This is a genomic window from Actinopolymorpha sp. NPDC004070 (assembly GCF_040610475.1).
Taxonomy (GTDB): domain Bacteria; phylum Actinomycetota; class Actinomycetes; order Propionibacteriales; family Actinopolymorphaceae; genus Actinopolymorpha.
Map to the genome: position 1 here is coordinate 1 of NZ_JBEXMJ010000014.1, position 23933 is coordinate 23933.

General features: G+C 71.9%; 23 protein-coding genes. 10 read left to right on the plus strand and 13 right to left on the minus strand.

Annotated elements, in window-relative coordinates:
- Positions 1-167: 167 nt before the first annotated feature.
- Positions 168-833, minus strand: coding sequence for a response regulator transcription factor (locus ABZV93_RS23465; RefSeq protein WP_354939656.1), 666 nt, complete (start codon positions 831-833; stop codon positions 168-170).
- Complete coding sequence (locus ABZV93_RS23470; RefSeq protein ID WP_354939658.1) at positions 830-2041, minus strand: histidine kinase; 1212 nt, start codon at positions 2039-2041, stop codon at positions 830-832. Before ABZV93_RS23470 ends, ABZV93_RS23465 begins: the two co-directional genes overlap by 4 nt.
- A 235-nt stretch (positions 2042-2276) precedes the next feature.
- Between ABZV93_RS23470 and ABZV93_RS23475 the strand changes: the two genes are divergently transcribed.
- Entirely contained in the window at positions 2277-2663 is a 387-nt protein-coding gene (locus ABZV93_RS23475) for a DUF6223 family protein (RefSeq protein ID WP_354939660.1), read from the plus strand.
- Between the two features lie 10 nt (positions 2664-2673).
- On the opposite strand, the gene ABZV93_RS23480 is transcribed toward ABZV93_RS23475, so the two are convergent.
- Positions 2674-3198, minus strand: coding sequence for a helix-turn-helix domain-containing protein (locus ABZV93_RS23480; RefSeq protein WP_354939662.1), 525 nt, complete (start codon positions 3196-3198; stop codon positions 2674-2676).
- 126 nt (positions 3199-3324) lie between these two features.
- On the opposite strand from ABZV93_RS23480, the gene ABZV93_RS23485 reads away from it, so the two are divergent.
- The 3 genes from ABZV93_RS23485 (at position 3325) to ABZV93_RS23495 (ending at position 7322) form a co-directional block, all read left to right on the plus strand.
- Complete coding sequence (locus ABZV93_RS23485; protein WP_354939663.1) at positions 3325-4836, plus strand: MFS transporter; 1512 nt, start codon at positions 3325-3327, stop codon at positions 4834-4836.
- Positions 4837-4878: 42 nt separating this feature from the next.
- A complete protein-coding gene (locus tag ABZV93_RS23490; protein WP_354939665.1) occupies positions 4879-5574 on the plus strand; it encodes a hypothetical protein in 696 nt (231 codons plus the stop codon).
- Between the two features lie 362 nt (positions 5575-5936).
- Complete coding sequence (locus tag ABZV93_RS23495) at positions 5937-7322, plus strand: tetratricopeptide repeat protein (RefSeq protein ID WP_354939667.1); 1386 nt, start codon at positions 5937-5939, stop codon at positions 7320-7322.
- A gap of 65 nt (positions 7323-7387) precedes the next feature.
- Here the strand turns inward: ABZV93_RS23495 and ABZV93_RS23500 are convergent, their stop codons facing one another.
- Positions 7388-8335 (minus strand): aminoglycoside phosphotransferase family protein, encoded by a 948-nt coding sequence (locus ABZV93_RS23500; RefSeq protein WP_354939669.1) that lies wholly within the window; start codon positions 8333-8335, stop codon positions 7388-7390.
- Between the two features lie 238 nt (positions 8336-8573).
- Here ABZV93_RS23500 and ABZV93_RS23505 point away from each other — a divergent pair, with 238 nt between their 5' ends.
- On the plus strand, positions 8574-10271 hold the full coding sequence (locus ABZV93_RS23505; protein WP_354939671.1) for an alkaline phosphatase family protein: 1698 nt from the start codon (positions 8574-8576) through the stop codon (positions 10269-10271).
- 79 nt (positions 10272-10350) lie between these two features.
- On the opposite strand, the gene ABZV93_RS23510 is transcribed toward ABZV93_RS23505, so the two are convergent.
- The 5 genes from ABZV93_RS23510 to ABZV93_RS23530 form a co-directional block, all read right to left on the minus strand.
- A complete protein-coding gene (locus ABZV93_RS23510; protein ID WP_354939673.1) occupies positions 10351-10983 on the minus strand; it encodes a VanZ family protein in 633 nt (210 codons plus the stop codon).
- A gap of 153 nt (positions 10984-11136) precedes the next feature.
- Positions 11137-12339 (minus strand): DUF4185 domain-containing protein, encoded by a 1203-nt coding sequence (locus ABZV93_RS23515; RefSeq protein ID WP_354939675.1) that lies wholly within the window; start codon positions 12337-12339, stop codon positions 11137-11139.
- Between the two features lie 146 nt (positions 12340-12485).
- Entirely contained in the window at positions 12486-13208 is a 723-nt protein-coding gene (locus tag ABZV93_RS23520; protein ID WP_354939677.1) for a DivIVA domain-containing protein, read from the minus strand.
- The gene (locus ABZV93_RS23525) at positions 13201-14376 is read right to left on the minus strand and encodes a globin domain-containing protein (protein WP_354939678.1); all 1176 of its coding nucleotides are present in this window, start codon (positions 14374-14376) and stop codon (positions 13201-13203) included. Before ABZV93_RS23525 ends, ABZV93_RS23520 begins: the two co-directional genes overlap by 8 nt.
- Before the next feature lie 6 nt (positions 14377-14382).
- Positions 14383-14772: a group 1 truncated hemoglobin gene (locus tag ABZV93_RS23530; RefSeq protein WP_354939680.1), complete on the minus strand. Its 390-nt coding sequence runs from the start codon at positions 14770-14772 to the stop codon at positions 14383-14385.
- A 240-nt stretch (positions 14773-15012) separates the two neighbouring features.
- On the opposite strand from ABZV93_RS23530, the gene ABZV93_RS23535 reads away from it, so the two are divergent.
- Together ABZV93_RS23535 and ABZV93_RS23540 are read left to right on the plus strand one after the other, a co-directional pair.
- Positions 15013-17394 carry a LuxR C-terminal-related transcriptional regulator gene (locus ABZV93_RS23535; RefSeq protein ID WP_354939682.1) on the plus strand — a complete coding sequence of 794 codons (2382 nt, stop codon included), beginning with the start codon at positions 15013-15015 and terminating at the stop codon, positions 17392-17394.
- Between the two features lie 56 nt (positions 17395-17450).
- Positions 17451-18728, plus strand: a complete 1278-nt coding sequence (locus ABZV93_RS23540) for an aminoglycoside phosphotransferase family protein (protein ID WP_354939684.1) — start codon at positions 17451-17453, stop codon at positions 18726-18728.
- 58 nt (positions 18729-18786) lie between these two features.
- Here ABZV93_RS23540 and ABZV93_RS23545 read toward each other — a convergent pair whose 3' ends face one another.
- From ABZV93_RS23545 to ABZV93_RS23555, 3 genes are all read right to left on the minus strand, one after another.
- Positions 18787-19206, minus strand: a complete 420-nt coding sequence (locus tag ABZV93_RS23545; protein ID WP_354939686.1) for a cupredoxin domain-containing protein — start codon at positions 19204-19206, stop codon at positions 18787-18789.
- 219 nt (positions 19207-19425) lie between these two features.
- Positions 19426-19902, minus strand: coding sequence for a hypothetical protein (locus tag ABZV93_RS23550; RefSeq protein WP_354939688.1), 477 nt, complete (start codon positions 19900-19902; stop codon positions 19426-19428).
- A gap of 15 nt (positions 19903-19917) precedes the next feature.
- Positions 19918-20475 (minus strand): DUF2231 domain-containing protein, encoded by a 558-nt coding sequence (locus ABZV93_RS23555; protein ID WP_354939690.1) that lies wholly within the window; start codon positions 20473-20475, stop codon positions 19918-19920.
- Positions 20476-20570: 95 nt separating this feature from the next.
- Between ABZV93_RS23555 and rnhA the strand changes: the two genes are divergently transcribed.
- Positions 20571-21035: a ribonuclease HI gene (rnhA, locus tag ABZV93_RS23560; RefSeq protein WP_354939692.1), complete on the plus strand. Its 465-nt coding sequence runs from the start codon at positions 20571-20573 to the stop codon at positions 21033-21035.
- A 16-nt stretch (positions 21036-21051) separates the two neighbouring features.
- Here the strand turns inward: rnhA and ABZV93_RS23565 are convergent, their stop codons facing one another.
- Positions 21052-21921, minus strand: a complete 870-nt coding sequence (locus ABZV93_RS23565) for an alpha/beta hydrolase (protein WP_354939694.1) — start codon at positions 21919-21921, stop codon at positions 21052-21054.
- Positions 21922-22111: 190 nt separating this feature from the next.
- Here ABZV93_RS23565 and ABZV93_RS23570 point away from each other — a divergent pair, with 190 nt between their 5' ends.
- Positions 22112-22597 (plus strand): TrkA C-terminal domain-containing protein, encoded by a 486-nt coding sequence (locus ABZV93_RS23570; protein WP_354939696.1) that lies wholly within the window; start codon positions 22112-22114, stop codon positions 22595-22597.
- Between the two features lie 4 nt (positions 22598-22601).
- Complete coding sequence (locus tag ABZV93_RS23575; protein WP_354939698.1) at positions 22602-23900, plus strand: cation:proton antiporter; 1299 nt, start codon at positions 22602-22604, stop codon at positions 23898-23900.
- The last annotated feature ends 33 nt before the right edge of the window (positions 23901-23933 follow it).

The window sequence follows — 23933 nt, forward strand, 5'->3', positions numbered from 1 at the left end:
CCCACCCCGGCCAACCCATCCTCACCACCCACCCCACCCCCCACCCCCACGACACCATCCCCCCCAACACCACCGTCTGGTACCACCACGACGCGCACGCGGAGAACTGAACCGGCCGGCGCGCAGGTCACACGCGATCGCCCATCGTCGAAGAGATCGCGGACTCCTCAGGAGTCGCGCGGGATGACCAGGCCGGACTCGTAGGCGAGGACGACGAGCTGGGCGCGGTCGCGAGCACCCAGCTTGACCATGGCCCGGTTGACGTGGGTCTTCGCGGTCAGCGGGCTGATCACCATCCGGTCGGCGATCTCGTTGTTGGACAGGCCTTTCGCCACCAGGGCGACGGCCTCGCACTCCCGGTTGGTCAGGTCTGTCAGCCGCGGGTTGACACCGGCACCGGGCGGCGGCTGGGCGACGTACCGGCTGATCAGCTTGCGGGTGATCGACGGCGCGAGGAGTGCGTCGCCGCGCGCGGCAACGCGTACGGCGTGCAGGAAGTCCTCGGGCAGGATGTCCTTGACGAGGAACCCCGCAGCTCCGGCACGCAGCGCGTCGAAGACGTACTCGTCCAGGCCGTAGTTGGTGAGGATGACGACGTGCACCCGCGCCAGGGCCGGGTCCGCCGCGATCCGCCGGGTGGCCTCGATGCCGTCGAGGACCGGCATCGAGACGTCCACGAGCGCCACGTCCGGTACGTGCTGGGCGGCCATCGCCAGGCCCTCGGCGCCGTCGGCGGCCTCGGCCACCACCTCGATGTCGTCCTCGGCGTCGAGCAGCGCGCGGAACCCGCTGCGCACCAGCGGCTGGTCGTCGACGAGCAGCACCCGGATCACGGCGCTGGTTCCGTGGACACGGGGCGTTCGGGGGACGCGGGGAGTTCGGGGGACGCGGGGAGTTCGGCGGACATGGGAAGTTCGGCGGGTACCGGCAGTTCCGCGTGCACGGTGAAGCCGCCCTCGCCGCGCGGCGCCGCCCGCAGCCGACCGCCGAGGGCGGTGACGCGTTCGCGCATGCCGAGCAGCCCGACACCGGGCGCCGGCGGGGTGTCCGCCGCGGCCTGCCCGTCGTCGTCGACGCGTACGACCACGGCATCTCGCCGGTGTTCGATCCGGACCGACGCGGTGGTGGCGGCGGCATGGCGGGCAACGTTGGTCAGCGACTCCTGGACGATCCGGTAGGCGGTGCGGTCCACAGCCGCCGGCACGCCACGGCGTACTCCCGCGATCGTCAGCTGCGCGTCCAGCCCCGCCGCCCGGGCTCGCCGCACCAGGTCCGGAACCTGGTCGAGCCCGTTCGGCGGGCTCAACTCGTCGTCGCGCAGCGCTTCGAGAGTCGCCCGTAGTTCCCGCGCCGCTTCCCGGCTGGCCTCGCGGATCGCGACCAGGGCCTCCGGCACCGGTTCACCTCGCTTGCCGGCCAGGTGAACTGCGGCCTCGGCCTGCACCTTGATGACGGAGATCTGGTGAGTCAGGGAGTCGTGGAGTTCCCGCGCGATGTGCAGCCGCTCCTCGTCGGCACGGCGGCGCGCCGTCTCCTCCCGGGTGCGTTCGGCCTCGTCCGCCCGGCGTTCGGCCTGCCGCAGGGCCTCACCGGCCGCCCCGGCGGCGATCAGCCAGGCGATCTGGAGGACGTCCCGGGCCTGGGTGAACGCCTTGCTCACCGAGGCGTCCTGGGGTGAGACCACGATGGCGAACGGGAGTACGGCGAGCATGATCACCGAGGCTGCCACGGTGACGAGGTGGTGGCCCGCCCGCACCGCGGCGTACACCGCGAAGAGGTACGCCACCACGGGCACGTCGAAGCCGACGACCTGGTAGCCCAGCGCGCACAGGCCGGTGACCATCAAGACGGCGACTGGCGACCGGCGGCGCGCGACGAGCGCCAGCCCACCGGCCGCCAGCAACGCGTAGCCCAGCGGGTCGAGACTCGTCGCGGACCGCGTCTCGGACAGCCCGGCGGCGACCAGGGCGCCGGCCACGCCCACGGCGATCACGACGTCCCTGACCACGGGGTTCCGGGTTCGTCCGGGTGCACTGGTCACCTGCGCACCATAACCGCGGGCCCGCACGCGTGGCTCCCCCTTGGGAACCAGGATCAACTACCGCGACCGCGGTAGCCGGGCGGTTCGTACGGCATCCGCGGCAGCCGGCTACGGCACCGGCAGCAGCCCGAACTGTCGTCGTCCGTACGACGACCGGGAGCGACCGGCGCGACATGCTCGAGGCGTCCGGTCGTGGACCCACGACGTCGGTCCGCACACGTGAGAAGGAGCCCTGATGTTCGCCCCACACCTGCTTGCCGGGTACGTCCTGGCCCAGCCGGCCTCACCCGGCGCGTACACCCTGACCGCCGGCCGTTCCTGGGCCATGGTCGCCATGCTGTTGGGAGTTGCCGGTGCGGCCACCGGCGGGCTGGCGCTGGCCAACCGGGCCGGCACGGTCACCCGCAGGAGACGGGCCGTCGCGGCCCTGGTCGCGGGCTCGGCCGGCACGGTCGTCGGCGGACTGGTCGTCGCGGCCGCCGACGGCGGTCCCGGCACCGGTTACGGGATCGTCGGCGGGGTGATGGCCCTGCCGGTCGGGTTGGCCGCCATCGTGCTCGGCGGGCTGGCGCTGGCCCGGGTCCGCCGCACGGTCTCGACGACCGCGGGGATGCCCGGCTGACGGACCGGCCCTACGCCGGGAGGAGGGGTTCGAGCAGCCGGTGCGGCTCGGCCATCGCGCGGTTGACGGCGTCGTCGCGGACCGGTCCGGCGCCCGGACCGAGACGGCTCTCCACCTCGCGGGCGGGAACGACATAGCCGCAGGCCGGGCACGCACCGGTGAGGTCGAGCCGCCGGCCGCACCCCGCGTGCCAGAACACCCGGCGCGGCTTTCCGGTGGTCCGGTGGCGTTCGCCCCAGCGGGACAGCGCGTACAGCGCGGGCCACAGCTCCTCGCCCACCTCGGTGAGGACGTACTCGTCGCGCGGGGGCGACTCCTGGTAACGCTGCCGGGCCAGGACGCCCGCGTCGACCAGGGCCTGCAGGCGCTCGGTGAGCACGGCGCGCGGGATGCCGAGGTGGTCGACGAAGTCGCTGAACCGGCGTACGCCGTAGAACGCGTCCCGCAGCACCAGCATCGTCCAGCGCTCGCCGACGAGCTCGAGCGCGCGGGCCAGCGAGCAGTCCTGTCCCTGGTAGTCCTTGCCGAGCGCCATGCCGTCGATCGTACTCCCAAATGAGTTCATTCACCGAACCGACACCTGCTACGGTGGGCAGCCTGACGTCAGTTCGTTCACCGAACTCACTACTCGGGAGCAGCCGCCATGCCGCACGTGCCGAACATGCCGGACAGATCGGACCTGCTGAGGGCGCCGGCAGCCACCGCGCCGAACCCACCAGCGGACGCTGCGCACGCACCGCCGGAACGCCCGGCCCTCACCCTGCTGGCCGCGTGCGTCTCGACGCTGCTGGTGCTGATGAACTACGTCCAGCCGATGACCGTGCTCCCGCAGATCGCCGCCGACCTGCACGCGGACACCACCGGGCAGACCTGGATCCTCAACGGCATCGCGCTCGGCCTGGCCTCCCTGCTCCTGGTCGCGGGCAGCCTGGCCGACAACCACGGCCGCCGGCGGCTGTTCCTGGTGGGCACGGCGGTGTCGGTGGCGGGAAGCGTCGTGGCCGCGACCGCGGGTACGACACTCGTCCTGGTGCTCGCCCGGGTGGTGCAGGGCGGGGCCGGCGCGGCGATCCTGGTCGCCACGCTGGGCATCATCGGCCACGAGTTTCCCGCCGGGCACCACCGGGTGCGCGCGACCGGACTGTGGGGCGCGAGCCTCGGCGCCGGCATCGCGCTCGGCCCGCTCGCCGCGGCCGGCCTGGCCGCGGCGTCCTCCTGGCGCGCGTTCTTCTGGGCGTACGCCCTCGCCGCGGCAGTCCTCGGCGTGCTCGGTGCGCTCGCGCTGCGGGAGTCCCGCGCCGCCGTCCGGCGCCGACCCGACGTGGCCGGCGTGGTGACGCTCGGCGCGGGCGTGGCCGTCCTGCTCGCCGCGGTCACGGCCGGGCGGCAGGGCTTCGGCCGGCCGCTGGTGCTGGTGCTGCTCGCGCTGGCCGTGCTGCTGCTCGGCGCGTTCGTGGCGGTCGAGGCCCGGACCCCGGAGCCCATGCTCGACCTCGGCCTGTTCACCCGGCCGGCGTTCCTGCTGTCGGTAGGCGGCGCCATGATCACCGGCTTCGGCGTGATCGGGGTGATGAGCTACCTCCCGACCGCCTGGGAACACACCCTCGGCTGGACTCCGCTGGCCACCGCCTGCTGGTTCGCGCTGTGGTCGGGTACGTCGTTCGTCGCGGCCACCCAGGCCCGCCGGGTGGGACTGGGCGCGGACCACCAGCTGGCCCTGGGCTTCGCCCTCGCCGGTGCGGGCAGCCTTCTCCTGCTCGGCTCGGCCGGCACCTGGTCACCGACGCGGCACGTCGCCGGGCTGGTCGTCGCCGGGGTGGGCAGCGGCCTGCTGAACTCCGCCCTGGCCCGGTTGGCCATCGAGTCGGTGCCGGCCGGGCGGGCCAGCATGGGCACCGGCGCGAACAACACCGCTCGCTACATCGGCTCCTCGCTCGGGGTCGCCGCCACGGTCGCCGTGGTGACCACCGCCGGGGGCGCCCGCGGCACCGGGTCCCCGATCGGGACCGGCATCGCCCACGGGGTCGACGTGGCCCTGGTCGCGGGCGCCGCGCTGCTTCTCGTCACCACGGCGGCGCTGGTCCTCGCCCTGTCGGCGGGCAGTGAGAGGATCACCGGGCTGAGAACGCTCCGGGCGGCTCCCCGGGGATCGGGCGGTGATCCCGGGAGCTGACGGGCAGTCGATCGTGGCCGAAGGCCGGAAGGGAAGGCGGGCGTGCTCGAGGAGGACGCGACGAGGCCGGAGGGCGACTGGCTGGCCCGCCAGGTCGGCGAGCGCGCCGCGTTCGTGCTGACGACCTACACCGTCCCCTGCCTGCACTTCGCGCACGCCGAGGCGGCCCGGCTGTACGACTCCACCGACTACCTCAACGCCACCGCCTACGGCCAGCTTCGCTACCACATCCTGTGCGAGGTGCTCGGCCGAGTGATCGAGCAACGCCTGCCGGCGGCCGACGTGCACCGGCCCAGCGACCGGATCGGCACCGCTTTCACGGTCGAGTTCGGCGGCCGGGTGGTCTACCCCTACAAGTACTCCGAGGGCGGAGCCGACCCCTACGCCGGTTTCCGGCTGGCCGACGACGACGCCCTCAAGGGCCGGTTGACTCCGGGCGACGTGCCCCGGCAGGGCATTCTGGCCGGCATGCCGGAGCTTCCGCCGGGCGAGCTTCTCGTGCTCGCCTGGGCCGGCAACCACCACGAGGGGCTCACCCGCGCGGTCCTCGGCGTCCCGATCCTGCACGCCGGCCGGCTGCGCTGGGCCCACGGCCAGGTGCTCGAACTCGACCTGCGCATCGGGCAGGACCACGCCGGACGCGACGACCAGGGGCGCCCCACCCTGGACCTGGACCGGATCGACGCCGAGCTGGGCATCGACTTCGACGCGATGTTTCCGCGCTACCGACGGGGCTGACCACAACCACCCGGCGCCAATGTCACCGGTCAGTTCGTCGGCCGCGACGCATTGCCGGCCACAATTGTCGGCCGAGATCACAACTGTTTTGGCCGGTCACAACTGTTTGGCCGGTCACAACTGTTTGGCCGGTCACACAACGCACCGTGTAGATAACGTTCCGAGGCCGGAAATAGCGCGCATTACCGTTTTCGAGCAATGGCGATTCCCCTGTCTATTTCGTTCCGGCCGGGATTCTCGATATTGCCGATTCACCCGCTCCCGCTCGCTTCCGCCAACCGCGACCGGGTATCCGCTAGCCCGTCGGCGAACGCGGGATATCGGCCCGCCGTGCCACACAAGTCTGCGGGGGTAAAAGCGCCATGCGAACAAGGCTGCTCATCGTGGTGGGCACATTCATGACCGCACTCGCGATGACGCTCGGAATGGTGCTCTATTTCGGCCGGGACAATTACACCCCGCCGCCCAGTCCCCCGCGCGCGCTCGACCACGGACCGATCGTCCTGGCCCCGCCCAACGCCAGCATCGGCCAGCTCCAGGACCACCTGCGCAAGCAGCCCCGGGACTACGAGGGCTGGGCACGGCTCGGGGTGTCCTTGATCGAGCGGGGGCACGACACCGTTGACCACACGCTCTACACCCAAGCCGACCGCGCGCTGGCGAACTCGCTGCGGATCGAGCCCGACTACAACGACGTCGCCCTCCGGGGGCGGGCACGACTCGCTTATCTGCGCAACGACTTCACCGGCGCGCTCGACTGGACCGACCGGGCCCTGTCGGTCAACGCCCGCGACGAGAGCAGCAACCTGTTGCGGATCGACTCCCTGATCAGCCTCGGCCACTACGACGAGGCGCTGCTCGCGGCGAAGGAGCTGCACGCCATGGACCCGTCGGCGGGCTCGGTGATCCGCCTCGCCCGGCTGTCCGAACTCGACGGGGACGCGGCCCGGGCGAAGGTGCTGCTCGCCCACGCCGGCGAGCTCGCCACCGCCAAGGCCGACAAGCTTCAGGTCTTCACCGCCCAGGGCGACCTCGCCCTCCGGCAGGGCGACTTCACCGCCGCCACGGCCGCCTACCGCGAGGCCCGCCGGACCGACCCCGCGTACCCGCCCGCGGTGGCCGGTACGGCACAGACGCTGTACGCCCAGGGCAAGCTCGCGACCGCGATCCGGTGGTACCGCGACCTCGCCCAGCGGGTTCCCGAGCCGGAGTACGTCGCCGAGCTCGGCGACCTCTACACCGCCGCCGGCAAGAACGTCAGCGCCGCCAGCCAGTACGACGTGGTGAGCACGTGGCAGGCCATCGCCGCCGAAAACGGCGTCCGGGTGACCATGGACCTGGCCAACTTCGCCGCCGACCACGGCAAGCACTCGCTCGCGCTGCGGCTGGCGAAGGCGGAGTGGAAGAAGCGGCAGAGCATCGAGGTGGCCGACGCGGTGGCCTGGGCGCTGCACGTGTCGGGCAAGGACAAGGAGGCGCTGCCGTACGCCAACCGCGCCGCCCGCACCGGCTACAAGGACGCGACGCTCCTCTACCACCGCGGCATGATCGAGCGGGGAGTCGGCAACACCGCCCGCGCCCGCGCGCTGCTGACCCAGGCGCTGAGGCTGAACCCGCGCTTCTCGCCGGTCCAGGCGCCGCTGGCCCGCGAGGCCCTGGCGGAGCTGAAGAAGTCGACCAGCACGGCGAAGCCCACGAAAGCCACGAAACCGACGAAAGCTATGAAGCCCACGAAGCCGAGCGCCTGACGGGCGCCTGACGGGCGGGATTCTTCCGCGGAAGAATCCCGCGGCGCGAACCAGCGACCGGGAGCTCAGGCGCCGAGCGTTCGCAGGCCGTCGCGTACGGCCTGGACGTGGCCGGCGAACCAGTCCCCGCCGGCCGTGTGCTCCCAGACCAGCGCGTACAACGACCACAGCACGCGGTAGAGCACGATCCGGCGGTCGAAGTCCGTGTCCCGGTCGGGCTGGTAGCCACGCAGGACGAGCGCCAGCGAGTCGTCGCCGGCCCGTGAGTAGCGGCCGAACTCGTACGCCGGGTCGCCAGCCGTCGCGTCGCCCCAGTCGATGATGCCGGTCAGCCGCCCCTGCTCGGCGAACACGTGCCGCGGATGCAGGTCCGCGTGCAGGAGCACGCCACGACTCTCGTACGCCAGCAGGCCGGCGCCGGCAGCGAACGCCGCGCGCACCCGGGCGGCCAGCGGCTCGTCCATGATCCGCGCGGCCACCAGGTCGGCAAGCCTGCCCAGCGGGTGGGCGACGACGTCGGCCCAGCTGGACTCCCGGCCCCGTACGGATCCCCAGCTCCCGTCGCTTTCGGAGCGCGTGGACGCGGTGAGCAGGCCGTAGCCGTCGACCTCGATCTCGTGCACCGCGCGCAGCCACCGCCCGGCCGACTCCAGTGCGGTGTCCGCGTCGCCGACCGGACCGCCGGGCAGGCGGCGCATCAGCAGGTACGGCAGGGGCAGGGTGTCCCGGCCGGTGTCGACGGCCACCACCTCCGGCGCCGGCACGCCCACCGCCCGGACGCGTTCGCAGGCCCACGCCTCCGACACGACCGCGTGGGCGTCGCCGGCCTTGAGCACGAAGTCGCCCTGCCCGGTGATCACGAGGAAGTCCTGGTTGCCGACGAACCCGGCGAGCGGCCGGACCACCTCGACGGTCGCGCCCACCTGCGTGCGTACCGCGGCGGCGACCGCCGCGTCCGGCAGGCGCTCACCCATCGCCTCGTACGCGTTCGCGTTCACGTCGGTGTCCGCCATCGCACCCATCCCTTCCGCCGAAACCGCAGTGACACTACCCGACCTGCGGCCCGCGGCAAGCTCGCCCGATAGCGGTCACTCGGCGAAGATCCGTAGTCACGCCCCGGTCCGAACGCCTACAGTCACGCCGACTGTTCGCTCGGTGTTTCGCCGGTGGTCAGCTCACTCCCAGGTGGACGCCGGATCATCGCCGTCGCGTACGTCGCACGTACGGATGCTTCAGTGGAGGGGCACGCAAATGCGAATCAGACGAATCGCCGGAGCGGGTGCCGCGGTCGCGGCCGCCGCGTTCCTGGCGGCCGGCACGATGGCGCCGGCACAGGCGAACGGACCGGGTGACGGGCACCACGCTCCGGGCGCGGCAACGGCGACACCCATCAAGCATCTGGTGGTCATCTTCGGCGAGAACGTCTCGTTCGACCACTACTTCGGCACCTATCCCAACGCCGCGAACCCCGCGGGCGAGCCGGCGTTCCACGCCGCCCCGGGAACCCCCACAGTGAACGGCCTCAGCCCGCTGCTTCTCGAGCACAACCCGAACGTCATGGACGGGCACCGGGTCAACCCCACCCGGCTGGGCCGCGACCAGGCGCTGACCTGCGACATGGACCACAACTACAAGGACGAGCAGGTCGCGGTCGACCGCGGGCTGATGGACCAGTTCGTGCCGGCGACCAACCGGACGTGCAAGGACCCCAAGCACTACTCCTCGCCGACGCAGGTGCTCGACTACTACGACGGCAACACCGTGACGGCGTACTGGAACTACGCGCAGCGGTTCGCCATGAACGACAACTCCTTCGACACCAACTTCGGGCCCTCCTCACCCGGCGCGATCAACCTGGTGTCCGGGCAGACGTCAGGCATCTACTCGGTGGGCGCCGACCGCAAGAAGACCGCCACGCCGGACCCGTACGTCGTCATCGCGCCGAACGCCGAGGGCGTGGGCACGATGATCAACGACCCGGACCCGGCCTGGGACGACTGCTCCAACGCGTCCCGCAACCTCGCGGTGATGACCGGCACGAACGTCGGCGACATGCTCAACAAGAAGAACGTCACCTGGGGCTGGTTCCAGGGCGGGTTCCGGCCGCAGTCCTACACCGGCTCCTCGACGTACGACCCGGAGTTCGGCAAGACCGCCCAGTGCACCGCCAGGCACCCGGTCGGGGCCGCGCTCGGCTACACCGGCGAGGCGGGCTTCACCGGTGACTACAACCCGCACCACGAGCCCTTCCAGTACTACAAGTCCACCGCCAACCCGCACCACCTCCCGCCGACCAGCGTGGACATGGTGGGCAAGCAGGACCAGGCCAACCACCAGTACGACATGACCGACTGGTACGACGCCCTCGGCAACGGCAACCTGCCCGCGGTGAGCTTCCTCAAGGCGGCCAACTACCAGGACGGGCACGCGGGCTACTCCGACCCGCTGGACGAGCAGCAGTTCGTCGTCAACGTCGTGAACAAGCTGCAGAAGTCCCGCGACTGGGCCTCGACCGCGGTCGTCATCGCCTACGACGACAGCGACGGATGGTACGACCACGTCGTACCGCCGATCGTGAACACCTCCCAGACCGACCAGGACGCGCTGAACGCACCCGGCCAGTGCGGGGCCGGCGAGCCGATGGGTGGCTACCAGGCCCGGTGTGGTTACGGTCCCAGGTTGCCGCTGCTGGTGCTCTCGCCGTACGCCAGGCGTAACTTCGTGGACGGCACCATCACCGACCAGACCTCCATCATGCGGTTCGTGGAGGACAACTGGCTGGACGGCCGGCGGCTCGGTGAGGACTCCGGCGCCGCGATCGACAAGGCGTCGTTCGACACCTTGGCGAACAGCCTGGACGCGATGTTCGACTGGCGGAACCGCGACCTGCGGCCGCTGCTGCTCGACCCGGCGAGCGGCCAGCCGGTGAGGGGCCACCACGGCACCTGACCCAGGCCGCGAGAAAGTCGAACCACACAAGGGGGTTCCGGTGCGGACGCGCCGGAACCCCCTTGTTTCGTGCGGGCTCTCAGTCGGCCGAGGCCGGTGCGGCACGCCACCAGCGGCGCGACGCCAACCCCGCCAGCACGGCTCCGGCCGCGTTGACCAGGACGTCGTCCACCGACGACACCCGGTCCAGCCAGAAGACGTACTGCGCGATCTCGACCAGGGCCGAGCAGGCCGCCCCGAGCACCAGGATCCGCGGTACGGACGCCAGCACCGCGAACCGCATCGGGGCGAAGAACCCCAGCGCGGCGAAGAGCACCAGGTTGCCGCCGACCCCGAGCGGCCCCATCGTGGCCAGGTCCCGCAGCGGGACCACACTCAGCCGGCCGGGGACGACGCCGGCCCCGGGCCCGGGCATCAGGGCCAGCCACACCATCGGCACCGTGCCGTAGACCATGCCCACCTCGGCCAGCGACGTCCGCCACGCCGACGCGACCCCGGTGGCCCGCCGGCGCACGGCCAGCGCGCACACCACCAGCGCGGGCAGCGGCAGCGCGACCAGCATCATCAGCAGGACGCCGTTCTCGGTGTCCAGGCAGCCGTGCCACCGCCCGGCCGCGCACGCCGGAGCGGCCATCAGCAGTGGCCGCCGCACGGCGAACAGCACGACGGCCAGGCCGAGGACCGCCAGGCCGGCGAGCACGGTGCGGCGCATCCGCCGGGACCGTGCGGCCCGGGCTGACCGGGCGGGGGGCGCCGGCGCGGCCGGCGGGGCTGGGCTGTGGCTCACGCTCCCATTGGACGCCGGGAGGCGTCACCGCGGTGTATGCGTTTTTCGATACGCCCGCGATACACCGGTCTCCGAACGTCAGCCCCGGCGGTCGGGCACAAGTGTCACCTCGACGAACCGCGGCCGGTAGATGGTCACGTCGTCGTACAGGTCGGCGTTCGGGTCCAGACTGTTGACGTTGTACGTCACCAGCAGGCGGTCACCTCGGCGCAGGTCCGGGTGCTCGTGCGCGTTGTAGGTGAAGATGTCCGGATCCGCGTACGAACCGGAAGCGCCCGTCTCCGGCGTCGTGTAGAGCGTCGCGGCCTCGGTGAACGGCCCCGTCGGGGAGCAGCCCACGTAGGCGAGGATGCGTGAGCTGAACAGCTCCCGGGTGTCCTGGGTGACCAGCAGGTAGCCGTCGCGCCAGCGGGAGACGCTGTACTCGTTGGCGACTCCGGACATCAGCCGGGCCGAGTCGGTCTCGGTGGGCGACCAGGAACTTCCGGTCCAGTACTCCCAGCCCCCGGTCGCGAGGTCGGTACCGGGCACCCGCGCGAGGTGCATGTACTTCGTCAGGCCGAGGTCCGCCACGCCGTACACGTAAGTGAATCCGTCCGACCGCAGCAGCCAGGACGCCCACTGCACACCGGCCGCCGACGGCAGCGGAACGACCTCGCGCAGCCGCAACGTGTCCGGGTGGAACCGGCCCAGCTTGTTCTCCCGCCAGGCGAAGTCCAGCGGCCCGGAGCCGGTGCGGGCGAACTCGAGGAACATCACGTCCAGGGACGCGGGCGTCGCCTGACCCGCGCCCAGCCAGTTCCAGGTGCCCGGCTCGTCCGGCGGAACCAGTGAGTCGGGTTCCTGCGGGTTTCCGCCCGCGACCGTGCGCAGGTACCCGCCACGCTCGACCACGAACGAGTTGTTGAGGAACGGAACGGTCGTGGGCCGGCTGAGGTCGGAGTTCACCGGACCCCAGAACGTGTCGGAGAACAACCACACGGTGCGGTTGCCGGTCAGCCGCACCGAGTAGGTGCTGTCGCCGCCGGTCCACCCGACGCCGCTGTTGCCGTACGCCGCGAACCGCTCGGTGCGGGCGCTGTCGACCCGGGCGTGCGCGGTCCAGTGCCGGCCGGTCAGCGAGCAGGTCGCTCTCCCGGACACCGGGCCCGGGTCGGCGGCCGCGGCGGGTGGGCCGGCACCGAGCAGCGTGCCCGCGCCGACCAGCAGGCCGAGTCCGCTCGCCACCAAAGCCGCGCGGGTGGAACGGCCGGCGGATGGTGTCGTCGCGGCGTCCGTCATGTCGGCTCCCGGGGCTCGCGCGTCGATCGGTGGACGCCTTCACCTCAGCGCCCCGACGGGCGCTGGTCAACGGAAGCGGGCCGATGTCGGGCGCTTTCGGCCACGGGCCGGCGCGACCGGACCGGTCAGAGCCGGTCAGTTGCCGGTCAGCGCCGAGCGGGATCGGGTGGCTCGGGGGTGTAGCCGTCGGTGTAGCCGTCCAGTTCGTCGCGTCCGGACCCGTCGTGCCACGACACGTCGGCGGACCAGCCCGGTCGCTGTGCCTCCGACAGGTCGGGCACCTGACCGAGTCGGTCGACCTGTTCGCTCAGCGCCTCCAGCACCGAGCGGAACTGCACCTGCGCGACCCGGGCGAACGTACGGACGTACTCGAGGTCGGGCACCGGGGTGTCGTACCCACCCCCGCCGTGGCCCGCTCGGCGCTCCGCCGCCCCGCCGGGCGAACGGGTACCGGCCTCGCGCGCGGCCGACTGCGCCGCCTCGTTCGCCCGCTGAATGATCTCCCGCTCCTGCGCCCGCGCCGCGGCCATCAGGTCACGGGCGTGCTGCACCGCCTCCTCGACCAGCCGGTCGGCGACCTGCTGGGCCTGGCTGAACAACGCCACCGCGCGCTCGTTGATCTCGGGCGGGTTCTCCTCGCGCTGTACGAGTTCGGTGCGCCACCGGTCCACGTCGGCCCGCAGCTGCTCGTTCTCGGCGCGCAGGTCGGCGCACTCGGCCTCGGCGGCTTCCACCTGGCTCGCGACCTGGCCCAGGAAGCCACGGACCTCGACCTCGTCGAAACCGCGCCTGCGCTGGGAGAACGTGGCGGACCGGATCACCTGCGGCGACCGCCTGGGCGCACGCGGCCCACGGGGGAAGTCACTCACTGCCCATCACCTTGCCTGTGGCTTCCTGCTGTGACTGGTTGACGTCCCCCGCCGCTCCGAAGGACTCGAAACGGATGTGCTCGCGTGAGATCCCTGCTTCGACCAGCTTGGCGACGGTGTGCTCGACCATCGCCGGCGAACCACACACCAGCGCCGTCCGGCCCCGCCAGTTTCCCCCACGTGCCGCCACGGTGCCGACCGGTCCCCGCGGGCCAGGATAGGACGCGTCGTCGGAGACGGCCTCGGTGTAGTCGAACCACGGCCGGTGCGCCAGCTGGGACAGGAGCTCGCGCTCGTAGAGACTCCACGGCAGGCGTACGCCGTGGAAGAGGTGCGTCCGGGGCGCCTCACCGGTGACCTGCCACCGCCGATCGAGTTGCTCGAGGACCGCACGCAGCGGTGCGAGTCCGGTCCCGCCCGCCACCATCAGCAGGTCGCCGGCGAAGTCGTCGGGCAGCGTGAGCGCGGTGCCGATCGGCGCACCGAGCCGCACCGTGTCGCCGACCCTGGTGGACCGGACGATGGACGTGCTGACCTGGCCGCCGTCGACGAGCTGGACGTGAAGCTCGATCGAGCCGTCCCGGCGCGGGGCATTGGCCGGGCTGAAGTAACGCCACTGCCGTGGCCGCTGCGGGACCTCCATGGCGAACGACTGACCCGCGCGGTAGTCGTAGCGCTCGTGTGGCTCCAGCCGCAGCACCGAGACGTCCAGCGTGCGGCGTTCGATCGCGGTCACCTCGGCCGACCACCAGGCGGGGGTGGTGTCGGCGGCCTCCTCCGCGGCCTGCACCATCGTCTGCGCGATCAGGCCGTACGCCGCGGACCAGTCGGCGGCGAGCTCCGGCGTCCAGGCCGGGCCGAGGAAGTGTTTCAGCGTGGCCAGCAACGACGCGCCGACCGCGCCGTAGTGCTCGGCGACGACGGAGAACCTGCGGTGTTCGCGGCCGAGCTGGGCGATGAACGGCGCGACCTCGCCCAGCTGGTCCACCTGGCTGACGATACGGCCGAGGGCACCCACCAGCTTGTCCCGCTGCGCGGACATCGAGATGGGAAACAGCTCCCGCAGCTCCGGATGGGACAGGAACAGGTGGGAGTAGAAGTACAGCGGGACGTCGTCGCCGGACTTCGCGACGATCTGCCAGCTGCTCTGGAGTGCGGCGGTGTCCATGTCCGGTCAGCCCACGGGCTGGGTGACGATGTCCTTCTCGGTGGCACCGAGCGCCGCACCGACCCGGGCGATCACCTCAGGGGGAACGCCGGCCTCGGTCAGCGCCGTGACCAGGTGAGCCACGACGGCACCGAAGTGCTCTGCGGTGATCTGCAGGTGCTCGTGCGCGACGCGCAGCTCCCGGCCGGTGAACTCCGCCGGACCGCCGAGCACCTGGGAGATGAGCAGCGCCTGGTGCCGCTTGAGGCCGGACATGTCGACACCGACGAAGAACGGCGCGAGGTCGGCGTCGGTGAGAACCAGCTCGTAGAAGCGGTCGACCACGCGGCTCACCGCGGGCCCGCCACCGATCCGGTCGTAGTCGCTCTCGATCCCCGTGCCGTTGTGGTCGGCCATCCGATTTGCCTCATTTCGTCCCGAACGGCAAAGATCAAGGGCATTGGTACCAGCGTGGCACCTTTGGGCGCAAGCGCAGGTTGGCAGTCGGACACCGCCGGTCTCCGCGCATCGTGGTGAAACCGCCGATCACAGGGCACTTCCGGCCTTGTGCACAAGGAGATTCGGCACCGTCTGACGTGGCGGCATACCATGCGGTTGTCGGGCGGCAACCGTTCGTGGCCGTCCGCACCTCGCCACATGACCAGGCCCGGATCGGACGCCGCCGCGCAGGTGGGCAACCTCCCTGCGGACACGACCAGCTTCGTCGGCAGACGACGGGAGCTGGCCGAGGTCAAACGGCTGCTGTCGAGCACCCGGATGGTGACGCTCACCGGCTTCGGCGGCGTCGGTAAGACCCGGCTCGCCCTGCGTGCCGCGCATGCCTTTCGCCGGTCGTTTCGCGACGGCGTGTGGCTGGCCGACCTCGCCAACGTCACCGATCCCGCGCTGGTCGCACCGACGGTGGCGGAGTCTCTGCGGGTCCTGGAACGCTCCCGGCGTGAACCGGCCAGGATGCTCGCCGACCACCTGCGCGACCGGCAGCTCCTCGTGGTGCTGGACAACTGCGAGCACCTCCCCGGGGCCTGCGCCGAGCTCGCCGACCGGCTGTTGTCCGCGGCACCCGGTCTGCACCTGCTGGTCACCACCCGGCAGCGGCTGGGCGTCGCCTCCGAGCACACCCTCGCGGTGCCCCCACTCCCGCTTCCGGAGGCACACGAGCGGGCAGTCGGCGACGTCGCCGACGGTCACGGGGAGGCGGGTGCACGGCAGGTGCCCGGGCGGTTCGACGCGGTCGCGTTGTTCGTCGACCGGGCCGCCGCCGTCCAGCACGACTTCGCTCTCACCGAGGAGAACCAGGACGCCGTGGTGACGATCTGCCGGCGGCTGGACGGCATCCCGCTGGCCATCGAGCTCGCCGCCGCGCGGGTGCGGGCGCTCACTCCCGCCCAGATCCGGGACCGGCTCGACCGCAGTTACGGCGTACTGACGACGGGTCCCGGCTGCGGCGACCCGCGGCACCGGACGCTCGCGGCGATGCTGGACCGGAGCTACGACCTGTGCTCGGCGGGCGAGCAGGCGATGTGGGCCCGGTCGGCGGTGTTCGTCAACGGGTTCGACCTCGACGCCGCCGAAGCGGTGTGTGCCGACGACGACCTGCCCCGCGAGGACGTGATGGACCTCGTGACCGGGCTCATCGACAAGTCCGTGCTGATCCGGGAGGACCACGCGGGCCGGGCGAGATACCACCAGCTCACCCTCGTCCGCGACCACGGCCTGCGCCGGCTGGCCGAACAGGACCGGCTGGACGCCACCCGCCGGCGGCACTTCGCCTACTTCCGCCAGGAGGGTGCCCGCACCGCGCGGCAGGCGTTTGCGCCGCACCAGGTGGAGTGGTTCGCCCGGTTGCGCCGCGAACACGACGACCTGCGGGCGGCGCTGGACTACGCGCTGGCCCGTCCGGACCTGCGGCAGGAAGGGACCGGGCTGGCCGCCGACCTGCTCTTCCACTGGCTGAACGGCTACCTGAACGAGGGCCGGGAGTGGCTGGGCCGGATGCTCGCCGCCGACACCACCCCCACCGCGGCCCGGGCCGACGCGTTGTGGACGAACGCGTGGCTGGCCGTCATCCAGGCCGACTTCCCGGCGGCGCGCACGATGCTGGCCGAGGCGCGGTCGATCCTCGCGACGGTGGACGCACCGAGCACGCTGGGGTACGTCGAACTGTTCTCCGGAATGCTCGCCACCGCGACCGGCGACGCCGACGCCGGCCTCGCGCACTACGCCCGGGCGCTGGAGATTCACCGCGCGAGCCGGAACCAGCACGGGATCGCCGCCACCCTGATCCGGTCCTCCATGGCCCACTCCGCGCTCGGTGACGCAGCCCGCGCCGTCGAACTCGCCGAGGAGGCCCTGTCGCTGTGCGCCGCCGCCGGCGACATCTGGCACCGGGCGTACGTCCTGCTCGCGCTGGGGATCGAGGTCTGGCGGGAGGGCGACGTCGCCCGGGCGACCGCGCTGGAACGAGAAAGCCTGCGGTACAACCAGCGGCTGGACGACCAGGTGGGCGTGGCACTGAACCTCCAGGTGCTGGCACTCGCGGCGGCCTCTGCCGGGCAGCCCGCCCGGGCCGCCGGCTTGTTCGGCGCGCTGGACACGTTGAGCCGAGCGCTCGGGGTCTCCCTCACCGGCTACACGTACCTGTCGGAGTACCAGGACCGGTGCGTGCGCGAACTGCGGGCGACGCTGGGCGAGGACGCATACGCGAAAGCCTTCGCCGAGGGCGCCGAACGCGGATACGACCACGCGGTCGCCACCGCCCTGCAGGAGGAGCCGGACCGGCGCGGCGTGCGCAGCACTCCGGGCAAGTCGCCGTTGACACGGCGCGAACGCGAGATCGCCGATCTGATCGCACAGGGGCGTACGAACAGGCAGATCGCCAGCGCACTCGTCATCGCCCAGCGGACGGCGGAAAGCCACGTGGAGAACATCCTCGTCAAACTGGGCTTCACCTCCCGCGCCCAGGTCGCCGCGTGGACCGCCGAACAGGGCCACACCGACGTGGGTCGCCACGACCGCTGACACAGGCACCGACCAGGGCATGTTCTAGGCTGCGGCATGGTCTGGCGGAGGGTTCCGTGAAAGTCACGGCGGTGGTGGTGCGTCCGGACGACGGTGCGGTGCTCGTGTTGCCCACCGGACTCCCACGGGTGGCCGTCGCCGAGAAAATCTGGTTCCCCGACGTCGAAGCTCCGGTGCGGGCCCTGCGAACACTGCTGGGGCTCGAGGCCTGCGTCCTCGTCTGCCTCGACGACTCCCCGGACGCGACGGCCTACCTGATGACCGTGGTCGGCGCGGTGCCCGAGGAGGCTCGCTGGGTGAGCGACCTCGACGATCCGCTGGTCCTTACCGCGCGCAAACACCTCGCGCTGTCGCCGGACTCCCCGGCGACTCCTGCCTGGGCGATGCCCGGGTGGTACGCCGAGGCGATGCCGTGGATCGACGCACACCTCGAGGCGGCCGGCATGCCGCGTACCGGCCTGCCGGTACAGGTGCGGTCGTGGGGACTGTCGAACGTCCTGCGGAGCCCGACGGCCGAGGGGGACGTGTTCTTCAAGGCGCTCGCGCACGCCACGACGGTCCGGCCCGCGCGACCGGACGCGTTGCCGTTGTTGTTCGCCCACGAGCCCCTGCTGCTCCGCAAGCTCTCCGACGAGCGGCCCGCCGCGGTTCCGGCGCCGCTGGCGATCGACGAGGAGAGGGCCTGGATGCTGCTGCCGGACCTCGGATCGGCCCTGGCCCACGAGCCGGACCGCTCGCTGTGGGTCGAGGCGGTCCGGGGGCATGCCCGGTTGCAGCGCAGCTACGCCGGCCAGGCGGATCGCCTGCTGGCGTTCGGTTGTGTCGATCGCCGGCTCGCGGTGCTGGACGGCGAGATCGACCGTTTGCTCGGTCCGAATCCGGCGACCGAGCGGCTCGAACCCGCCGAGCGCGCGGTGCTGCCCCGCCGGGCGGAGCAGTTGCGCGAGGCGATCGCCGAACTCGCTGCGATCGGCGTACCGGAGACCTTGCTGCACGGCGATCTGCACCCACGCAACGTCGCCGTCCGCGAGGGCCGCGTCCTGGCCTTCGACTGGACCGACGCGGCGGTCTCGCACCCGTTCCTCGATCTGGTGACGTTCACCGAGCAACGCTCACCGACCTCGCAGAGCCCCCGGCTACAGGACGCCTACCTCGCCGAGTGGGAGGACTACGCCACACCCGCCGACCTGCGGCGGGCGTTGTCGCTGGCGGAGGAACTCGGTGCGCTCCACCAGACGATGACGTCCCTGCACCTGCGCGACCACGTGGCCGACGCGAGCGCCGAGTCGATGTTGCGGGGCGCCACCTGGTGGCTCCGACGCCTCCTCACCTGATCAGCGTCAAGGAGAACTTGACAGGCTTGCTCGCCTACTGAGCCGATTACTGGGCCGACTACTGGGCCTTGCTGGGCGTGGGGGCCGGTGCGGCGAACGACCCGGAGACCGTGAGACCGCCGGCCATGCCCTGCTTCTGGTGGCCGGTCGAGTAGAACGCCACGTTGCCGTGGGCGGGAAGGGTGAACGCCAGCCGGTAGAGCGAACCCGGCTGCAGCTGCACGTCCAGGGTCTGGTCCGAAGTGGTGAACGTGTGCGGCGTCTGGCTCTCGTTCTCCACCACCAGGGTGATCTTCTGCCGCGGCCGGCCCCGGATGATGGTGGGCGAGAAGTAGAAGTCCTCGATCTCGACGTAGACGCTGCGCGCCTTACGGACGTCCTTGGTGCCGTGGTAGTTCGCGCGTATTCCCGCGACCTTCACCTTGGCGCCGTACGACAGCGGCTTCGGCGCCATCGACTCCGGCGTCGTCTTCGGCATGGGCGTCCTCGCCGGCTCCGGCCCTCCGCCACACCCGGTGACCGCCGCCAGCGCACACGCCCCGACGACCAACCCGGCGAACAGCATCCGTGCCCGCATGGGAACCCCCCGATACCCAGTGGCCAGGTCCGACGCAACGTGTGGGCGCAGGCCGCCGCGAACAGTCCGACCCTAGGTCACCGCGGGGACGTGCGGATGCCGTTCGGCCGAACTGCGCGGTCAGCTGCCCACGCCGAGCGCGGCCAGCAGGACCAGGATGATCGTGATCACCGCGAACACGCCGTGGGGGTAGACCAACTGGCGGGGCAGCCGGGACTCAGTGCCCGACCCGGACTTGCGCCACCGCAGGAACATCACGTCGCCGAGCACCGCCCCCACGATCAACGTCGCGAACGCCACCCAGGTCAGCACGTCGTTGTCGACGGCGAAGTAGATGATCCACACAACCAGCCCGGCCACCACCACCAGGAAGTGCCCGAAGACCACCCCCGGAGGGAACGACGTCGCCCCCGCGCTCCCGGGGGCAGCACCACCGGGAGCCGTGCCACCACCGGCCGTCGTGCCGGGCGCGGCCTCCGCCGTACCGGCGGCATCCGCCCGCGCCGCGGCCAGCCCCCCGCCGGACACCCACTTCCGCAGCATCGTGGCACCCAGGATCGCGGTGATCACCCAGGTGATCAGTGCGGCAACAGCCATCGTTCCGGTCCTTTCCTATTCGCCCTTCTCCTGGTCGCGCTTCGGCGACTCATCGCCCGAACCGCCCGTCGCGAAACCGGACGCCTGGGTGGATTCGGCCGCGACCCGGACGCCGTAGCGGTAGGCGAGTTCGCCGCCGAGGTAGCCCGAGCCGCCCAGCAGGGAGAGCCCGACCGCGGAGAGGATCAGCTGTCCCCACCCCACCGGGCCGAGCGGGTTGCCCCGGATGAAGAAGTTCACGATGTAGAGGACGATCACCACGAGGTTGAGCGACATGTGCAGGACCGCGAGGCGGTAGACACGGGTCCGGCCCGGGATGACCAGGAAGTCGAGCAGCCCGACGGCCGCGGCGACCACCGCGCCGACCAGACCGATCCCGATCAGCCAGTGCGAGCCCTCGGCGAACAGCACCGGCATGCTGGAGAACCTCGAGACCACGTCGAAGACGAAGCTCGCCACCCAGCATCCGATCGGGATCGTGACCAGCGCCGGATGGACCGGATGGCCGTACGGTCCGGCCGCCAGCGTGGCCGGACGCTTCGCCGGCAGCCGACTTGTCCCGGCGCCCGCCATCTGCCCTCCCGTACCCCGCCGTGTCCCCCGTGACCTCACCGCGGCATCGTCGACCTGTTCCCTTACCCCTCCGGCCGGCGGCTAGTCTCGCTGTTGTGGCCGCACCCGCACCCTCGCACGTCGAGCTGTTCACCGACGGGTCGTGCCGGCCCAACCCCGGACCCGGCGGCTGGGCGTACCTGCTGCGGCATCCGGCCAGCGGCAAGACCCAGGAGCGCTCGGGTGCCGTGCCGATGGCGACCAACCAGCGGATGGAACTGCAGGCGGTGATCGAGGGGCTGGCCGCACTCCGGCGACCGTCGGTGGTCGACCTGACCTCGGACTCGCAGTACGTCCTGCGCGGTCTGCGCGACTGGATGCCGCGCTGGAAGGCCCGCGGCTGGCGCAAGGCCGACAACAAGCCGGTGGAGAATCTCGACCTGTGGCAGCGGCTGGACGAGTTGGTCGCGCCCCACGACGTCCGCTTCCACTGGATCAAGGGGCACAGCGGCCACCCCGAGAACGAACGCTGCGACGAGCTCGCCAACGCCGCCCGGGAGAGCCTCGCCCACACCCCATGAGGCAGGCCCGCCTGCGTCAGCCGCGGTGCCGGCGCAGGAAGTCCTCGAGAACGTCGACATAGGGTCCGGGCCGGTCCCTGCGTACCGAATGGCCGGCGCCGTCGATCCTGGCGACCTCCACGTCCCCGCCGGCCGCCATCGCGCACGCGGCCGCGACCGCCGGCTGCAGCAGCGCGCCCCGGTCGACGTCGCCGTGGATCAGCAGTACCGGACAGGTCACCTTCGCCAGCAGCTCGCGCAGCGGCACGAACGGCTCGCTCGGCCGCTCGAACACTCGCGGATCGAACTGCTCCTTGGATTTCGCCCAGGGGACCAGCTCCTCCTCCGACCACCCCGGGTTGTCGGCGCGGCCGCGGGCGATCCGGGCCGCCGGGTCGAGTGCGCGGACGGCCCGCAGCCACTCCGGCATCTGCCGCGGCGGCCCCGGTCGCGGCGGCGCGGGAGGCGTCGGCGACTTGGCACCGGGTGTGCCGTCGCGTTCTCCCGGCGGCGGGTCCTCCAGCACCACCGCGCGCACCAGGTCCGGTCGCAGCCCGGCCAGCGCGGCGGCGGTCACCGCTCCCATCGAGTGCCCGACCACGAGGACGCCGTCGGGGTCGAGGTCGGGCTGGTCGTCCAGGACGGCGGCAGCGTCGCGGGCATGCGCGGTGTGACCGAAGGGTTCCTCCGGCAGTCCGGACTCACCGTGGCCGCGGGCGTCGGTGGCGAGGACGCTCCAGTCCGGGCCGAGCGCGGACACCACCGGGTCCCAGCAGGCACCGGAGTCGCTGAAGCCGTGCAGGAAGAGGATCTCCGCCCGGCCGCCGCGGCGCGTCCAGGCGATGGGCCCGGTTCGGCCGGATTCGGGCCGCGGGTTCGGGGTCTCGGATTCGCGTGCGGTGCTCATCGTTCGACGCTAGTGCCGGTCGGTACTCCTGGACAGTCGGGCGGCCACCACCGGTCGCCGACCGGTCGCCGGCCCGATCTCCGACCCCGTGGGCGAACGATCGGGTGAGTGAGAGGATCGGTGCCGGTCCACCCGTACCCCGGGTGGACCGAGCAGGTTCGGCGAACACGAGAGCGGAGAGGGAACCCCGATGCCCGGCCCACGGATGAGCTCCACACCACTGCCCGGGATCGGGGTCCAGTACGACCTCACGACCCGCGACGACCGGCACCTGTCGGTGGTGGCGCACCGCGACGGCGCCCGGACGCTTTCCGCCTACCGCGGTGACGACCCGGACGCGTGCGCGCTCTCCCTGCAGCTCACCGGGCCGGAGGCGGCCACCCTGGCCGAGGCGCTGCTGCCCACGCACAAGAGCCCGAGCCTGCTGCACAACACCGACCTCGGCCTGGTCGCGGACCGGATCCCACTGTCGGCCACCTCGTTCTGGAACGGCCGGCTGCTCGGCGAGACCCGGATGCGCACGGAGACCGGGGCGTCGATCGTCGCGGTGCTCCGGCGTACGGACGCGATCCCGTCCCCTCGCCCCGACTTCCGGCTGGCCGGGGGTGACACCCTCATCGTGATCGGCACCCGGGAGGGGGTGGACGCGGCCGCGGCGATCCTCGAGCAGGAGTGACGCGGTGCACTCGACTCTCCTGCTGATCGAGCTGGGCGCCGTCATCTTGGGGTTGGGTCTGCTCGGCCGGTTCGCCGGCCGCTACGGCCTGTCCCCCATCCCTCTCTACCTGCTGGCCGGGCTGGCGTTCGGCCACGGCGGGCTGCTGCCACTGGACGCCAGCGAGGAGTTCGTGTCCGTCGGGGCCGAGATCGGCGTCATCCTGCTGTTGCTGATGCTGGGGCTGGAATACACCGCCGCCGACCTGGTGACCAACCTCAAGACGCAGTTCCCGGCCGGCATCGTCGACTTCACGCTGAACGCGGTGCCCGGTGCGCTGGCCGCGTTGCTGCTCGGCTGGGGTCCGGTCGCGGCGGTCGTGCTCGCGGGCGTCACCTGGATCTCCTCCTCCGGCGTGATCGCCAAGGTGCTGGGCGACCTCGGCCGGGTCGGAAACCGCGAGACACCGGTGATCCTGAGCGTGCTGGTCCTCGAGGACCTCTCGATGGCGGTCTACCTGCCGATCCTCACCGCGGTCCTGGCCGGGGCCGGGCTGGTCACCGGCAGCATCACGCTGGTGATCGCGCTCGGTGCCGCCGGGGCGGTCCTGTTCGTCGCGCTGCGCTACGGCCGGCGAATCTCCCAGTTCGTCTCCAGTGACGACCCGGAGAAGCTGCTGCTGGTGGTGTTCGGGCTGACCCTGCTGGTCGCGGGGATCGCCCAGCAGCTGCAGGTGTCCGCGGCGGTCGGCGCGTTCCTGGTCGGCATCGCGCTGTCCGGTGAGGTGGCCGAGGGCGCGCACACGCTGCTCAGCCCACTGCGTGACCTGTTCGCCGCGGTGTTCTTCGTGTTCTTCGGGCTGAACACCGATCCGGCGAGCATCCCGCCGGTCCTCGTCCCCGCCCTGCTGCTGGCGATCGTCACGGTGTTCACCAAGATCGCGACCGGCTACTGGGCGGCGCGGCGGGCCGGCATCGGTGAACGCGGTCGGTGGCGGGCCGGCGGCGCCCTGGTCGCCCGGGGCGAGTTCTCCATCGTCATCGCCGGACTCGGGGTCACCGCCGGTCTGCGGCCCGAGCTCGGCCCGCTGGCCACGGCGTACGTCCTGCTGCTGGTGATCGCCGGGCCGCTCACCGCGCGGTACGTCGAACCCGCCGCCGGCCGGCTCCGGCGTGCCCTTAACCCTCCGCCTCCTCCACCGCCGGCACCGGACAGCGAGGCCCAGCAGGAGACCGTCGCCCCACAGGAGCCGGAGTACGCGCCGGTGGAGGGTCAGCCGGCCGACGTGGACGAGGGAGCACCGCCCCGGCGCCGCGCCCGGTAGGCCGCGGCCCGCCGACCTCGTGGGAGCAGGCGC

Coding starts and splice junctions, on each gene's coding strand:
- ABZV93_RS23475 (WP_354939660.1), top strand. CDS start 2,277: ATGTTCGCCCCACACCTGCTTGCCGGGTACGTCCTGGCCCAGCCGGCC.
- ABZV93_RS23480 (WP_354939662.1), bottom strand. CDS start 3,198: ATGGCGCTCGGCAAGGACTACCAGGGACAGGACTGCTCGCTGGCCCGC.
- ABZV93_RS23485 (WP_354939663.1), top strand. CDS start 3,325: ATGCCGGACAGATCGGACCTGCTGAGGGCGCCGGCAGCCACCGCGCCG.
- ABZV93_RS23495 (WP_354939667.1), top strand. CDS start 5,937: ATGCGAACAAGGCTGCTCATCGTGGTGGGCACATTCATGACCGCACTC.
- ABZV93_RS23500 (WP_354939669.1), bottom strand. CDS start 8,335: ATGGCGGACACCGACGTGAACGCGAACGCGTACGAGGCGATGGGTGAG.
- ABZV93_RS23505 (WP_354939671.1), top strand. CDS start 8,574: ATGCGAATCAGACGAATCGCCGGAGCGGGTGCCGCGGTCGCGGCCGCC.
- ABZV93_RS23510 (WP_354939673.1), bottom strand. CDS start 10,983: ATGCGCCGCACCGTGCTCGCCGGCCTGGCGGTCCTCGGCCTGGCCGTC.
- ABZV93_RS23515 (WP_354939675.1), bottom strand. CDS start 12,339: ATGACGGACGCCGCGACGACACCATCCGCCGGCCGTTCCACCCGCGCG.
- ABZV93_RS23525 (WP_354939678.1), bottom strand. CDS start 14,376: ATGGACACCGCCGCACTCCAGAGCAGCTGGCAGATCGTCGCGAAGTCC.
- ABZV93_RS23530 (WP_354939680.1), bottom strand. CDS start 14,772: ATGGCCGACCACAACGGCACGGGGATCGAGAGCGACTACGACCGGATC.
- ABZV93_RS23535 (WP_354939682.1), top strand. CDS start 15,013: ATGACCAGGCCCGGATCGGACGCCGCCGCGCAGGTGGGCAACCTCCCT.
- ABZV93_RS23545 (WP_354939686.1), bottom strand. CDS start 19,206: ATGCCGAAGACGACGCCGGAGTCGATGGCGCCGAAGCCGCTGTCGTAC.
- ABZV93_RS23550 (WP_354939688.1), bottom strand. CDS start 19,902: ATGGCTGTTGCCGCACTGATCACCTGGGTGATCACCGCGATCCTGGGT.
- ABZV93_RS23555 (WP_354939690.1), bottom strand. CDS start 20,475: ATGGCGGGCGCCGGGACAAGTCGGCTGCCGGCGAAGCGTCCGGCCACG.
- ABZV93_RS23565 (WP_354939694.1), bottom strand. CDS start 21,921: ATGAGCACCGCACGCGAATCCGAGACCCCGAACCCGCGGCCCGAATCC.
- ABZV93_RS23570 (WP_354939696.1), top strand. CDS start 22,112: ATGCCCGGCCCACGGATGAGCTCCACACCACTGCCCGGGATCGGGGTC.